Consider the following 12,644-nt stretch of genomic DNA (forward strand, 5'->3'; position numbering starts at 1 on the left):
TCAAATGCCGTCATGGCGCTGTCGTTCCGGGGGATGGGACGAACCGCCGAGCGGCCTCGGGCCGACGGCCCGGCAGGCCGTACGCTGTGGCCATGGAGCGTACGACGACCCCTGCCGAGGACTTCCTGGACCGCGCCCTGTTGGAGGAGGCGGCGAAGAAGTCCGGCCTGCTCTGGGTCCGCCCGGAGGGCCTGCCGCACGGCCGGGCGCTCTGGCACGCCTGGCACGACGGCGCCGTGGTGGTGGTCGGTGACGGCGGCGAGCAGCCGCTGCACGGCCTGACGGCCGGGGCCCGCGCCGAGGTGACCGTCCGCAGCAAGGACAAGGGGGGCCGGCTCACCGGCTGGCTCGCCGCCGTCACTGAGCTCGCCCCGCACAGCGAGGCCTGGCAGGGCGCCGTCGAGGAGCTCCGGTCCAAGCGCCTCAACGCCCCCGACACCGACACCATCGGCGACCGCTGGGCCCGCGAGTGCCGGGTGCTCCGGCTGGAGCCCACCGGCCCGCTCACCGAGCGCCCCGGCACCATGCCGGACGGCTCGCACGCCGCCGTGCCGCTGCCGACCGGCGCCACCACCCGCCGCCCGATCCCGGCCGGCCTGCCCAAGCTGCTGCTGGGCCGCCGCAAGGGCTGACACCCCTCATGACAACCCGCTGACACCCCGCCGCCGGGCCGGTCTGACGCGCCGGGCGGCGGCGGGCCACCGGCGGGCTCCGGTCGACTCCCCCGGGTAGCCTTGGCGCCGGAGGACGCGCCGGACCCAGCCGTGCGGGCGACAGCGCGACCGGCCGCCGGCGGTGCCGCGGCCGCACCGTCACCAGCATCGCCCGCGCCCCGCGGGCCCGTCCGGAGAGAGGGAGCCGATGGCAGGCGCAGGCAGCCGGGTCTTCATCTCGCACCTCTCCGGCCTCCCGGTGTTCGACCCCAACGGCGACCAGGTGGGCCGGGTCCGCGACGTGGTCGTCTCGCTGCGGATCGGCGGCCGCCCGCCCCGGGTGCTCGGCCTGGTCGTCGAGGTGATCGGCCGCCGCCGGATCTTCCTGCCGATGACCCGGGTGACCAGCCTGGAGTCCGGCCAGGTGCTCGCCACCGGTGTCATCAACCTGCGCCGCTTCGAGCAGCGCCCCTCCGAGACCCTCGTCCTCGCCGAGCTGCTCGACCGCACCGTCGTCCGGACGAAGACCGACGAGGAGGTCACCGTCCTGGACGTCGCCATGGTGCAGGCCCGCCTGCGCGAGTGGGAGGTCCGCAAGGTCTTCGTCCAGGTCGGCCGGGTCGGCCGGCTGCGCAAGGCCCGCGGTGAGACGCTCACCCTCGACTGGTCGGAGCTCACCGGCTTCTCCCTCGCCGAGGAGGGCCAGGGCGCGGCCAACCTGCTCGCCACCTTCGAGCAGCTCCGCCCGGCCGACCTCGCCAACGTCATGCACCACCTGTCGGCGAAGCGCCGCGCCGAGGTGGCCGCCGCCCTCGACGACGACCGGCTCGCCGACGTCCTGGAGGAGCTGCCCGAGGACGACCAGATCGAGATCATCGGCAAGCTCAAGGAGGAGCGCGCGGCCGACGTCCTGGAGGCGATGGACCCGGACGACGCCGCCGACCTGCTCTCCGACCTCCCCGAGGAGGACGCCGAACGGCTGCTGCGCCTGATGGAGCCGGAGGACGCCGCGTCGGTGCGCCGCCTCCTCTCCTACGAGGAGGACACCGCCGGCGGCCTGATGACCACCGAGCCGATCGTGCTGGAGCCGGACGCCACCGTCGCCGAGGCCCTCGCCCGGGTGCGGATCGCCGAGAACAAGCCCGCCCTGGCCGCGCAGGTCTACGTCTGCCGCCCGCCCAACGAGACGCCGACCGGCAAGTACCTGGGCACCGTGCACTTCCAGCGGCTGCTGCGCGAACCCCCGTTCACCCTGGTCGGCTCGCTGGTCGACGACGACCTCGACCCGTTGCCGCCGGACACCCCGCTGCCGTTGGTCACCAGCTACCTCGCCGCCTACAACCTGGTCGCCGCGCCGGTCGTCGACGAGGCCGACCACCTGGTGGGCGCCGTCACCGTGGACGACGTGCTGGACCACCTGCTGCCCGAGGACTGGCGCGAGGCGTCCCTGCACGCGGCCGAGAGCGAGACCGTCCATGGATGACCGCAAGAGCCGCCGCGACGACAGCCCCCGCCAGCGCATCCAGGGCGAGCTGCGGGAGCTGCGGCAGCTGCGCGAGCTCCGGGCCCGCGAGGGCGTCCGCCCGCAGCGGCCCGAGGGCGGCACCGGACGCAGCCGGCTCGACCAGCCGCGCACCGGCCGGCGCGGCCTCATCCCGATGCCGACCTACGACCCGGAGGCCTTCGGCAAGCTCTCCGAGCGGATCGCCCGCTTCCTCGGCACCGGGCGCTTCATCGTCTGGATGTCCGTCGTCATCGTCGCCTGGGTGGTCTGGAACACGCTGCTGCCGTCGGCCGTCCGCTTCGACGAGTACCCCTTCATCTTCCTCACCCTGATGCTCTCGCTGCAGGCCTCGTACGCGGCGCCGCTGATCCTGCTCGCGCAGAACCGCCAGGACGACCGGGACCGCGTCAACATGGAGCAGGACCGCGCCCGCAGCGACCGGAACATCGCCGACACCGAGTACCTGACCCGCGAGGTCGCGGCGCTGCGGCAGGGCCTCGGCGAGGTCGCCACCCGGGACTTCGTGCGCTCCGAGCTGATGGCGCTGCTCAAGGAGCTGGACGACCGGCGGGAGAGTCGCGACCTGGTGTGAGCCCGGTCCTGCCGGGGCCCTTCGGGCGCGGTGACCTCGTGTGACGGGCGGCACGCTACCGGCGAGTCGGGGGCCGCTCCCGGCGCCGTACCATCAAGGCATGGCCAACGAGACCGAGATTGCCGCAGGCGTGACGGAGGAGTCCGTCCGCAAGGCGCTGGCGACCGTCCACGACCCGGAGATCAACCGCCCGATCACCGAGATCGGCATGGTGAAATCCGTCGAGATCGCCGAGGGCGGCGCCGTGAAGGTCGGCGTGTACCTCACCGTCTCGGGCTGTCCCATGCGCGAGACGATCACCAACCGGGTCACCGAGGCCGTCGCCAAGGTGCCGGGCGTCACCGGTGTCGAGGTCGAGCTCGACGTGATGAGCGACGAGCAGCGCAAGGAGCTCTCGCAGCTGCTGCGCGGCGGTGCGCCCGAGCGCGAGATCCCGTTCGCCAAGCCGGGCACGCTGACCCGGGTCTACGCGGTCGCCTCCGGCAAGGGTGGCGTCGGCAAGTCCTCGGTGACCGTGAACCTGGCGGCCGCGATGGCCGCCGACGGCCTCAAGGTCGCCGTCGTGGACGCCGACATCTACGGCCACAGCATCCCGCGGATGCTGGGCGTCGAGGGCCGGCCCACCCAGGTCCAGGACATGATCATGCCGCCGTCGGCGAACGGCGTGAAGGTCATCTCGATCGGCATGTTCACCCCGGGCAACGCCCCGGTGGTGTGGCGCGGCCCGATGCTGCACCGCGCCCTGCAGCAGTTCCTCGCGGACGTGTACTGGGGCGACCTGGACGTCCTGCTGCTGGACCTGCCGCCCGGCACCGGCGACATCGCGATCTCGGTCGCCCAGCTGGTGCCCAACGCCGAGATCCTCATCGTCACCACCCCGCAGATGGCCGCCGCCGAGGTCGCCGAGCGGGCCGGCACCATCGCCCTGCAGACCCACCAGAAGATCGTCGGCGTCATCGAGAACATGTCGGGCATGCCCTGCCCGCACTGCGACGAGATGATCGACGTCTTCGGCACCGGCGGCGGCCAGACCGTCGCGGACGCGCTCACCCGCAGCGTCGGCGCGACCGTGCCGGTGCTCGGCTCGATCCCGATCGACGTCCGCCTCCGCGAGGGCGGCGACGACGGCCGGCCGGTCGTCCTCTCGAACCCGGAGTCCCCGGCCGGCGCCGCCCTGCGCTCCGTCGCCGGCAAGCTCGGCGGCCGCCAGCGCGGCCTGTCCGGCCTCTCCCTCGGGCTCACCCCGAAGAACAAGTTCTGATCACAGCCGCAACGCCGCGAAGGGGCGCGTGGGGAGGTCTCCCCACGCGCCCCTTCGCGCTTGCCGTGCTCAGCGGCCGTTGTAGACGGTGAGGTCGGGGACGGTGGTGAAGCCGACTCCGTAGGCGCTGATGCCGCGGCCGTAGGCGCCGAGCAGGACGCCCGGGGCCTCTCCGGCCAGCACCCAGCCGTACTCGGACTCGCGGTAGCGGAAGGGCTGCGGGAGGCCGTTCACCGGCAGGGTGAGCGCGGACCAGCCCGGGCCCTCCAGGTCGTCGGCGAGGTCCCAGGCGAGGGCGGTCTGCTGGTCGAGCCAGTCCTGCCGCAGCGAGCGGTCGAGCTGGCCCGGCGGCACGGTGGCGATCAGGCCGGAGCCGGCCACCCAGGCGGCCGAGGAGGCGGAGGTCGCCTCCAGCATGCCGGTGTCGTCGGCGCTGCGGCGGCCGGGGCGGCGGGCGACGGTCACCACGACGGCGAAGCGCCCGGCCTCCCGGGACTCGTACGGTCTGGCGGGCTCGTCGCCGTGGCCGAGCGAGCCGTAGTCGGTGCCGGCACCCTGCCCGGCGCGGCCCGCACCGGCCGGGGACAGCCAGCGGCGGCCCGTCCAGCCCTCGTCGAGCCCGTACCAGGGGAAGTCCGCCTCCAGGTAGGGCGCCAGCGGGTCGACGGGCCCGGCCTGTGCCCCCACCACGGGCGCCGTCCGCCCGCCCGGGGCGACCGTGTCGCCCACTCGGCTCGTCACGTCCATCGCCGGCCTCCTCCATGCACCTGTGTTCTGCGGCGGCGTTCCATGGTGGCGCACCGGGCGCGCCGCCGCGGGGCGGTCGGGCCGCCGACACGTCGTGGCGTGACCGACGGCACAACGCAACTGCCGTGCGGTCAACCTGAACACCATAGCGGCGCGGACGCCGACGCCCCGCCCGGCGAATCTGCCCGGGCGGGGCGCTAGGGGTGTGCGGCGGCGCTCGGCCGCGTCAGGTGGCGTCCAGGTCGAACGGCGGGCGCTCACCGGCGGCGAGCGGCGCACCCGTCTCGGCGGGCGCGCTCTTGTTGAGGTCGGCCGCGCCGGCGACCCGCCGCGGCGGCTCGTCGTTGAGGGCGGACTTGAAGTCGAGGCCGTCCTTGAGCTCCTTGAAGCCCAGCGGGTCCTCGTTGCCGCCCATCAGCTGCTTGCGGACGAAGGTCTTCGGGTGCAGGTCGGTGAACTCGAAGTCCTGGAACTCCGGGCCCAGCTCGCTGCGGATGTCGTCCTTGGCACTGTCCGCGAAGGACCGCACCTTGCGGATGAAGCCCATGGTGTCCTGGATCAGCTTCGGCAGCTTGTCCGGCCCGAAGATCACGATGGCCATGACGGCCAGCGCAACGACCTCCAGTGGGCCTATGTCACTGAACACGTACGCTCCCAGCTCCTGATGGACCGACCCGACGAGCTCGGCGGCAGCCGTCGCCACCAGGGTAATGGCCGCCGGCCGGTCTGTGACCCCACCACCTGCGGAATGCGGTCCAGACCACCCGACGGCCGAGTGCGTGCGCCCTAACGGAGCAGGTTGTGCGGGCCGAGCCGCGTCACATCGGAGCCGGCCGAGCCGGCCGAGTCGGGCTGCGGGAGCTGGCCGGGCGGCACCGGGGCCAATGCCGGGACCATCGGGAAGTCGGCCGGCAACTGGGCGGTGAGCGGGACTGCGGCGCCGCCGGGGTTGCTCACCGGACTGACCCGGCTGCCGTGCTGCTCCTCGCCGCCGACGGCCGAGGGGCCGCCCACGCCGCCCAGGGTGACCGCGGCCACCGAGAAGGCGCCGGCGGCGGCGAACACGAAGCGGCGGCCGAACGGTGTCGACCCCGGCCGGGCCGCGGCCGCGGCGGGCTCGGGCAGCATGCCCGGGCGGCCGCCGGAGGGCTGCACCGCCCGGCGCCCGCGGGGCTCGGTCAGGCTGCGCAGCGCGGCGGCCGGGCGGGCCGCGGAGGGCACCAGGGAGAGCCGGTTGCCCGGCATCGACAGCATCGGGCGGCCGGCCCGCGGGTCGACCCCGGGGATCGGGCTCTGTGCGCCGAGCGCGCCCGAGCCGAAGGAGGCGCCGGCGCCGCGGCCGAAGGAGCCGCCGGTGAGCCGGCTGCCGCCGAACGTGCCGGGGGAGGCCGGTACGGAGGTGCCCGCGCCGGGGCCGTCGCCGTTCTCGTCCTCGGGCAGGGCGGCGACCGCGAGCAGCCGGGCCATCAGCATCGAGGAGGGGCCGGGGGTGTCGGTGCGGGTCAGCAGGTGCTTGACCGCGCGGCCCTCGTCGGCCTCGGCGAGGCAGTCGGGGCAGGTCGCGAGGTGGGCCTGGACGCGCTCGCGGGAGTCGTGGCCGAGTTCGCCGTCGAGGTAGGCGGAGAGGCGGTCGCCGAGATGGTGCTCCTCCGCGGGCTCGGCGGGGCGCACCGCGACGGCCCGCGGCGCGGCGGGCTCGGCGACGGACCGCTCGGCCGGCTCGGCAGGGGCCTGCGGGTGGTCTGCACGGCGGCCGAGCTGGGCCCAGGAGGGGCCGCGGCGGGACCGGCCGGTCGGCTCCGGGCCGCTCTGGTGGGCGCCGGCGTTCACGAGCCCCTCCGGTCCGGCCCGGCGGCGGGGCCTGTGTCGACGCCGACCGGGACGGGCTCGGCGGAGCCGCCACGGCGGACGCGGCCGGGGGCGCCGCCCGGCGCGCGGTGCTTGAGGGCGGCACGCAGGTGCGAGCGGCCGCGGTGGATCCGGCTGCGGACCGTGCCGAGCTTGACCCCGAGGGTGGCGGCGATCTCCTCGTAGGAGAGGCCCTCGATGTCGCACAGCACGACGGCGGCGCGGAACTCGGGGGCGAGGGTGTCGAGCGCCTGCTGGACGTCGGCGTCGAAGTGGGTGTCGCTGAAGTGCTGGGCCGGGCTGGGCTCGCGGCTGGGCAGGCGCTCGGCGGCGTCCTCGGCGAGGGCGTCGAAGCGGATCCGCTGGCGGCGGCGCACCATGTCCAGGAACAGATTGGTGGTGATGCGGTGCAGCCAGCCCTCGAAGGTGCCGGGGGTGTAGGTGGAGAGCGAGCGGAAGACCCGGACGAAGACCTCCTGCGTGAGGTCCTCGGCGTCGTGCTGATTTCCCGTCAGCCGGTAGGCCAGGCGGTAGACGCGGGCGCTGTGCGCCTCGACGATCTCCTCCCAGGTCGGCGGCGTCCAGCTCTGCGCGTCGGGGCCCTCGGCGAAGGTCGCGAGCGCGGCCGGCTCGGCCGCGGCCCCGGCCGCCTCGGTGGTTGCGTCCTGGGGGGTGTGCGCGGGCTGGTTCATCACGGGCTTCGGCGTACGGGCCGACGAGGTGCCGCGGGGATACCGCTGCACAGGGACGTCGCCCTCGGCCACACCTCCTCGGTCGGCTCTTCTGCCCAGCAGGGCCACCACCATATCCACCTCGCCCGTCAGATCCGGATAAAGTGCGCGGCTCCCTCCCTCCGGCCGCCCGGCGGGCGGCGGCGGAAGGCGTCGTGCGTACCCCGATCGCCAAGTCCTGTTCCCATCAACGGCCCGCCGCCGAACGCGGTTCCCGGTCGGCCAGTAATCTGTGGCTGAAAAATGTCGACATCGGGTCGGCATCAGGCGCTCCGGAGAGGCAGCCATCACCGAGTTCGGGCCCGAGCGGGCGGCTCTCGCCGACACCTACGTCGGCGAGGACGCGGTGCTGACCTACGCCCGGGCCCAGTCCGCGCGGGCCGGAATACGCGCGATCGGGCCGAGCGGCGGCGCCTTCCTGCGGCTGCTGGCGGCGGCGCTGGACGCCAAGTCGGTCGCCGAGATCGGCACCGGCACCGGCGTCTCGGGGGTCTACCTGCTGCGCGGGATGCGGCCGGACGGCGTGCTGACGACCGTCGACACCGAGCCGGTGCGCCAGCAGTGCGCGCGGGAGGCCTATCTGGCCGCCGGGTTCGCCCCCAACCGGGCGCGCTTCATCCCGGGCCGGGCGCTCGACGTACTGCCCCGGCTCGCGGACGGCCAGTACGACCTGGTGTTCTGCGACGGCGACCCGGCCGAGTCCCGCGCCTACCTCGCAGAATCGTTGCGGCTGCTGCGGCCGGGCGGGATCGTCTGCTTCGAGGGGGTGTTCCAGGAGGGCCGGCTGGCCGAGCCCGACCAGGACGACCCGCAGACCCACGCGGTGCGCGAGCTCGTCCGGGACGTCCGGGAGAGCGACCGGCTGCTGCCCGCGCTGATGCCCGTCTCCGACGGGCTGCTCTGCGCCGTCAAGCGCTGACAGGGCGTCCGGCGGGCGGCCTCGGCCGGCGGTCCCGGGGAGCCGGGCGGCGCCGCGTCCGGGCATGGCACAGGGCCCGGATTCTGTCGCGAATCCGGGCCCTGTCGGCATCTCCAGGAGATGAGGTGAGCACCCGCTGCGGTCAGCCGCAGGCCTTCTTCAGGGCCTCGCCCAGGGCGTCCGCCTCATCGGGCGTCAGCTCCACCACCAGGCGACCGCCGCCCTCGAGCGGAACTCGCATGATGATGCCCCGCCCCTCTTTGGTGACCTCGAGCGGGCCGTCACCCGTCCGCGGCTTCATGGCCGCCATGCTCGTTCCCCTTCCTGCAACCGCTCAGCTACGTACCGGAGGTCCGTCCACCGCCGGTATCGAACGCATTGATCGGAAGCCATTATCCCGCATCCCGCCCCCCGATGACCAACATCACTCTCCGCGCAACCGTGCCCGCACCCGCCCAAACCGGCCGATCACCTGCCGAAAAGCCCCATTCCGCCGCGGCCCGGCACGACATCCGAAGGTGCGGTACCTCACACTCCCCAGCCGGCCCCGCGCTCCGTCATGCTGAGTCCGTGGCCGCGGCCACGAGCCGCGGCACCGCCGTGCCACCCACCACGACCAGGGGAGCCCTCACCCGATGTCCGACTCCGTGCTGTACGAGCTCGACGGCGGCCTGGCCGTCATCACCATCAACCGCCCGGACGCGATGAACGCGCTCGACACGGCGACCAAGGTGGCGCTGCGCGACACCGTCACCGAGGCCGCGAACGACCCGGCGGTGCGGGCCGTGCTGCTGACCGGTGCGGGCGACCGGGCGTTCTGCGTCGGGCAGGACCTGAAGGAGCACCTGGGGCTGCTGAAGCGCGCCGAGGAGACCGGCGAGGGGGCGCTGAAGACGGTCGCCGAGCACTACAACCCGCTGCTGCGGGCGCTCGCCGGGATGGCCAAGCCGACGGTGGCCGCGGTGAACGGCGTGGCGGCCGGCGCGGGCGCCGGGCTGGCCTTCGCCTGCGACTTCCGGATCGTCGCCGACACGGCCGGCTTCAACACCTCCTTCGTCGGGGTCGCGCTGACCGCCGACTCGGGCGTCTCCTGGACGCTGCCGCGGCTGGTCGGCCACGCCCGGGCCACCGAGCTGCTGATGGTGCCGCGGACGGTGAAGTCCGACGAGGCGCTCGGCCTCGGGCTCGCCACCCGGGTCGTCCCGACCGCCGAACTCGCCGCCACCGCGCGGGCCTTCGCGGCCGAGCTGGCCGCCGGTCCGACGGTCGCCTACGCCGCCGTCAAGGAGTCGTTGGCGTACGGCGCCTCGCACTCCTTCGCCGAGCTGCTGGAGAAGGAGGACGAGCTGCAGACCCGGGCCGGCGCCAGCGAGGACCACCGGATCGCCGTCCGGGCCTTCGTCGCCAAGGAGAAGCCGGACTACGTCGGGCGCTGACCCGCGGCCGCCCCGCGCGCGTGACAGTCCGCCAGGTGGTCGTCGACCAGCCCGCAGGCCTGCATCAGCGCGTAGGCGGTGGTCGGGCCGACGAAGCGGAAGCCGTGCTTCTTGAGCTCCTTGGCCAGCGCGGTGGACTCCGGGGTCACGGCCGGCACCTCGTCGAGCGTGCGGGGCGCCGGCCGGCCCGGGTCCGCGGCGAACCGCCAGACCAGTTCGTCCAGGCCGCCGGCCAGGTCGAGGGCGGCCCGGGCGTTGGCCACGGTCGCCTCGATCTTGGCCCGGTTGCGGATGATGCCGGTGTCCTGCAGCAGCCGCTCGGTGTCGGCCGGGCCGTAGCCCGCCACCGCGGCGATGTCGAAGCCGGCGAACGCCGCCCGGAAGCCCTCCCGGCGGCGCAGGATGGTGATCCAGGACAGCCCGGACTGGAAGGCCTCCAGGCTGATCCGCTCGAACAGGGCGGCGTCGCCGTGCACCGGGCGGCCCCACTCGGTGTCGTGGTAGACGCGGTAGTCGTCCGTCGACTCGCCCCAGCCGCAGCGCAGCAGGCCGTCCGGGCCGAGGACGGCGCCGGTCACGACTGCTCCCCGCCGGACTTCTTGAAGAAGTCCGCGCGCGGGTCGACCGGCTTCCCCTCCGTGCTCCCGTCCTCCGCGGCGCCCTGCTCGGCGCCCTGCTCTGCGGCCGGCGCGGGCGCGTCAGCGGGCGCGGGGGCCGGGGCCGGGGTGCCGGGCTCGACCACCGCGGCGAACGCCTCCAGGCCCGGCAGCGGCTCGTCCTGCGGCTGCCCGGGGGCGAGCTCCACGGCACCGCGCACCACGGCGGCGGCCTCCAGCTCGGCGATCCGGGTGTCGCGCAGCGTGAGCTCCGCGCCGAGCCGGTCGAGCACGTTGTCGACCTCGTCCATGCGGTAGCCGCGCAGCGCCATCGGCAGCCGCAGCTCGTCCACGTCGTGCCGGCCCAGCGGCCGGTCCTGCGGCAGCCGGGCGGCGATCCGGTCGGGCAGCGCCTCCGGAAGCGTGCCGCCGCCACCGAGCGCCACCAGCGCCGCACCGCCGACCACCACGGCCATCGCCGCCACGATCACCCAGAACACGAGCCGCCTCCGTCAGTCCCCGGCCCGCCTCCGGCAATGGTGGGATCATGGTCCCCGGACAGGCCGGGGCCCATCATTGCACCCGGGCGAGCTGTGGAGGAGATTCCGGTGGCACTGCGCCTTGGCCCGCGTGAGTTCGGCGACGACGAGCTGGTGATCATGGCGATCGTCAACCGCACCCCGGACTCCTTCTTCGACCGCGGTGCCACCTTCGCCGACGAGGCCGCCTTCGCCGCCGCCGACCGCGCGATGGCCGAGGGTGCGGCGATCCTCGACATCGGCGGGGTGAAGGCCGGCCCGGGTGAGGAGGTCACCGTCGAGGAGGAGCTGCGCCGCACCGTGCCGTTCGTCGCCGAGCTGCGCAAGCGCCACCCGGAGGCGGTGATCAGCGTCGACACCTGGCGGCACGAGGTCGGCGAGGCGGTCTGCGAGGTCGGCGCCGACCTGCTGAACGACGCCTGGGGCGGCGTCGACCCGAAGCTCGCCGAGGTCGCCGCCCGGTACGACGCCGGGCTGGTCTGCACGCACGCCGGCGGCGCCGAGCCGCGCACCCGGCCGCACCGGGTCGGCTACGCGGACGTGATGGCCGACATCCTGGAGGTGACCGTGGGCCTCGCCGAGCGGGCGGTGGAGCTCGGGGTGCGGCGGGACGCGGTGCTCATCGACCCGGGCCACGACTTCGGCAAGAACACCCGGCACTCGTTGGAGGCCACCCGGCGGCTGCCGGAGATGACGGCCACCGGCTTCCCGGTGCTCGTCTCGCTCTCCAACAAGGACTTCGTCGGGGAGACCCTGGACCGGCCGGTGGACGAGCGGCTGCTGGGCACCCTGGCCACCACCGCCGTCTCGGCCTGGCTGGGTGCGCAGGTGTACCGGGTGCACCAGGTCGCCGAGACCCGCCAGGTGCTGGACATGGTCGCCTCGATCCGCGGCACCCGGCCCCCGGCGGTCGCCCGCCGGGGGCTCGCCTGACGGCTCCGGGTCAGATCCGGTCGCCGTTCGACCGGGTCTCCGCCGCGAGGATCTTCAGCACGTCCTCGACCTCGTCCACCACGTGGAAGAGGTCGAGGTCCTGCGGGGAGGCCTTGCCCTCGGCGATCAGGGTGTTCTTCAGCCAGTCGACCAGGCCGCCCCAGTACGCGGTACCGAAGAGGATCACCGGGAAGCGGGTGACCTTGCGGGTCTGCACCAGGGTGAGCGCCTCGAACAGCTCGTCCAGGGTGCCGAGGCCGCCGGGCAGGACGACGAAGCCCTGCGCGTACTTCACGAACATCGTCTTGCGGACGAAGAAGTAGCGGAAGTTCAGGCCCAGGTCGACGAACTCGTTGAGGCCCTGCTCGAAGGGCAGCTCGATGCCGAGCCCGACCGAGAGGCCGCCGGCCTCGGAGGCGCCGCGGTTGGCCGCCTCCATGGCGCCGGGGCCGCCGCCGGTGATGACGGCGTAGCCGGCCTCGGCGAGCGCCCGGCCGATGGCCACGCCGGTCGCGTACTCCGTGGAGTCGACCGGGGTCCGGGCGGAGCCGAAGACGCTGATGGCGGCCGGGAGTTCGGCGAGCGCACCGAAGCCCTCGACGAACTCCGAGGTGATCCGCAGCACCCGCCACGGGTCGGTGTGCAGCCAGTCGGTGGGGCCGGTGGTGTCCAGCAGACGCTGGTCGGTGGTGCTGGTGCCGACCTGGTCGCGGCGGAGCAGCACCGGGCCCTTCTGCTTCTCGGGCCAGGGCTTCTTGGGTGCGGGCGCGTCGACTTCTTCGGGTCCGTGCCCGTAGTGCTTTACGTCTCCAGTGCCTGTCATGACGAAACCCTACGCCCGCCGTCCGCCGAATTCGGCGAACGGCGGGTGGCGGCAGCGTGGAC

15 protein-coding genes are annotated in these 12,644 nt (G+C 74.2%); 7 read left to right on the top strand and 8 right to left on the bottom strand.

The genetic code is table 11. The features are described 5' to 3' along the window. Positions 1-92 precede the first annotated feature (92 nt). The 4 genes from AB0P35_RS11675 (at position 93) to AB0P35_RS11690 (ending at position 4,010) form a co-directional block, all read left to right on the top strand. Positions 93-632 (top strand): hypothetical protein, encoded by a 540-nt coding sequence (locus AB0P35_RS11675; protein ID WP_363509562.1) that lies wholly within the window; start codon positions 93-95, stop codon positions 630-632. 229 nt (positions 633-861) lie between these two features. Continuing rightward, positions 862-2,136: a CBS domain-containing protein gene (locus AB0P35_RS11680; RefSeq protein WP_095873296.1), complete on the top strand. Its 1,275-nt coding sequence runs from the start codon at positions 862-864 to the stop codon at positions 2,134-2,136. After that, the gene (locus AB0P35_RS11685; RefSeq protein ID WP_095873297.1) at positions 2,129-2,749 is read left to right on the top strand and encodes a DUF1003 domain-containing protein; all 621 of its coding nucleotides are present in this window, start codon (positions 2,129-2,131) and stop codon (positions 2,747-2,749) included. Before AB0P35_RS11680 ends, AB0P35_RS11685 begins: the two co-directional genes overlap by 8 nt. 100 nt (positions 2,750-2,849) lie before the next feature. Further along, on the top strand, positions 2,850-4,010 hold the full coding sequence (locus tag AB0P35_RS11690; protein ID WP_363509565.1) for an Mrp/NBP35 family ATP-binding protein: 1,161 nt from the start codon (positions 2,850-2,852) through the stop codon (positions 4,008-4,010). A 69-nt stretch (positions 4,011-4,079) separates the two neighbouring features. On the opposite strand, the gene AB0P35_RS11695 is transcribed toward AB0P35_RS11690, so the two are convergent. From AB0P35_RS11695 to sigE, 4 genes are all read right to left on the bottom strand, one after another. Further along, on the bottom strand, positions 4,080-4,757 hold the full coding sequence (locus tag AB0P35_RS11695) for a hypothetical protein (protein ID WP_363509567.1): 678 nt from the start codon (positions 4,755-4,757) through the stop codon (positions 4,080-4,082). A gap of 226 nt (positions 4,758-4,983) precedes the next feature. Next, positions 4,984-5,403, bottom strand: a complete 420-nt coding sequence (locus AB0P35_RS11700; protein WP_095873300.1) for a sec-independent translocase — start codon at positions 5,401-5,403, stop codon at positions 4,984-4,986. 140 nt (positions 5,404-5,543) lie between these two features. Beyond that, positions 5,544-6,587 (bottom strand): zf-HC2 domain-containing protein, encoded by a 1,044-nt coding sequence (locus tag AB0P35_RS11705; RefSeq protein ID WP_363509569.1) that lies wholly within the window; start codon positions 6,585-6,587, stop codon positions 5,544-5,546. Continuing rightward, complete coding sequence (sigE, locus tag AB0P35_RS11710) at positions 6,584-7,297, bottom strand: RNA polymerase sigma factor SigE (RefSeq protein ID WP_095875464.1); 714 nt, start codon at positions 7,295-7,297, stop codon at positions 6,584-6,586. The genes AB0P35_RS11705 and sigE overlap by 4 nt, the downstream gene beginning before the upstream one ends. Before the next feature lie 301 nt (positions 7,298-7,598). On the opposite strand from sigE, the gene AB0P35_RS11715 reads away from it, so the two are divergent. Continuing rightward, entirely contained in the window at positions 7,599-8,255 is a 657-nt protein-coding gene (locus AB0P35_RS11715) for an O-methyltransferase (protein WP_095875465.1), read from the top strand. A 142-nt stretch (positions 8,256-8,397) separates the two neighbouring features. Here AB0P35_RS11715 and AB0P35_RS11720 read toward each other — a convergent pair whose 3' ends face one another. After that, entirely contained in the window at positions 8,398-8,565 is a 168-nt protein-coding gene (locus tag AB0P35_RS11720; protein WP_014137929.1) for a DUF3117 domain-containing protein, read from the bottom strand. A 325-nt stretch (positions 8,566-8,890) separates the two neighbouring features. On the opposite strand from AB0P35_RS11720, the gene AB0P35_RS11725 reads away from it, so the two are divergent. Next, the gene (locus AB0P35_RS11725; protein ID WP_095873302.1) at positions 8,891-9,691 is read left to right on the top strand and encodes an enoyl-CoA hydratase-related protein; all 801 of its coding nucleotides are present in this window, start codon (positions 8,891-8,893) and stop codon (positions 9,689-9,691) included. Here the strand turns inward: AB0P35_RS11725 and AB0P35_RS11730 are convergent. Both AB0P35_RS11730 and AB0P35_RS11735 read right to left on the bottom strand, forming a co-directional pair. Further along, the gene (locus AB0P35_RS11730; protein ID WP_363509571.1) at positions 9,676-10,269 is read right to left on the bottom strand and encodes a DNA-3-methyladenine glycosylase I; all 594 of its coding nucleotides are present in this window, start codon (positions 10,267-10,269) and stop codon (positions 9,676-9,678) included. The two genes, AB0P35_RS11725 and AB0P35_RS11730, sit on opposite strands and share 16 nt — an antisense overlap. Then, complete coding sequence (locus AB0P35_RS11735; RefSeq protein WP_363509573.1) at positions 10,266-10,787, bottom strand: DivIVA domain-containing protein; 522 nt, start codon at positions 10,785-10,787, stop codon at positions 10,266-10,268. The genes AB0P35_RS11730 and AB0P35_RS11735 overlap by 4 nt, the downstream gene beginning before the upstream one ends. A 159-nt stretch (positions 10,788-10,946) precedes the next feature. Between AB0P35_RS11735 and folP the strand changes: the two genes are divergently transcribed. Continuing rightward, on the top strand, positions 10,947-11,759 hold the full coding sequence (folP, locus tag AB0P35_RS11740; protein WP_095875466.1) for a dihydropteroate synthase: 813 nt from the start codon (positions 10,947-10,949) through the stop codon (positions 11,757-11,759). A gap of 10 nt (positions 11,760-11,769) precedes the next feature. Here the strand turns inward: folP and AB0P35_RS11745 are convergent, their stop codons facing one another. Then, positions 11,770-12,582: a TIGR00730 family Rossman fold protein gene (locus AB0P35_RS11745; RefSeq protein ID WP_095873305.1), complete on the bottom strand. Its 813-nt coding sequence runs from the start codon at positions 12,580-12,582 to the stop codon at positions 11,770-11,772. Positions 12,583-12,644 lie beyond the last annotated feature (62 nt).

This window comes from Kitasatospora sp. NPDC085879 (assembly GCF_040686255.1).
GTDB lineage: Bacteria > Actinomycetota > Actinomycetes > Streptomycetales > Streptomycetaceae > Kitasatospora.

What these genes read in the sequence shown, in the direction of transcription:
- sigE (WP_095875464.1), bottom strand. Translation starts at nt 7,297, where the DNA reads ATGAACCAGCCCGCGCACACCCCCCAGGACGCAACCACCGAGGCGGCC.
- folP (WP_095875466.1), top strand. Translation starts at nt 10,947, where the DNA reads ATGGCGATCGTCAACCGCACCCCGGACTCCTTCTTCGACCGCGGTGCC.
- AB0P35_RS11690 (WP_363509565.1), top strand. Translation starts at nt 2,850, where the DNA reads ATGGCCAACGAGACCGAGATTGCCGCAGGCGTGACGGAGGAGTCCGTC.
- AB0P35_RS11725 (WP_095873302.1), top strand. Translation starts at nt 8,891, where the DNA reads ATGTCCGACTCCGTGCTGTACGAGCTCGACGGCGGCCTGGCCGTCATC.
- AB0P35_RS11680 (WP_095873296.1), top strand. Translation starts at nt 862, where the DNA reads ATGGCAGGCGCAGGCAGCCGGGTCTTCATCTCGCACCTCTCCGGCCTC.
- AB0P35_RS11720 (WP_014137929.1), bottom strand. Translation starts at nt 8,565, where the DNA reads ATGGCGGCCATGAAGCCGCGGACGGGTGACGGCCCGCTCGAGGTCACC.
- AB0P35_RS11695 (WP_363509567.1), bottom strand. Translation starts at nt 4,757, where the DNA reads ATGGACGTGACGAGCCGAGTGGGCGACACGGTCGCCCCGGGCGGGCGG.
- AB0P35_RS11685 (WP_095873297.1), top strand. Translation starts at nt 2,129, where the DNA reads ATGGATGACCGCAAGAGCCGCCGCGACGACAGCCCCCGCCAGCGCATC.
- AB0P35_RS11675 (WP_363509562.1), top strand. Translation starts at nt 93, where the DNA reads ATGGAGCGTACGACGACCCCTGCCGAGGACTTCCTGGACCGCGCCCTG.
- AB0P35_RS11745 (WP_095873305.1), bottom strand. Translation starts at nt 12,582, where the DNA reads ATGACAGGCACTGGAGACGTAAAGCACTACGGGCACGGACCCGAAGAA.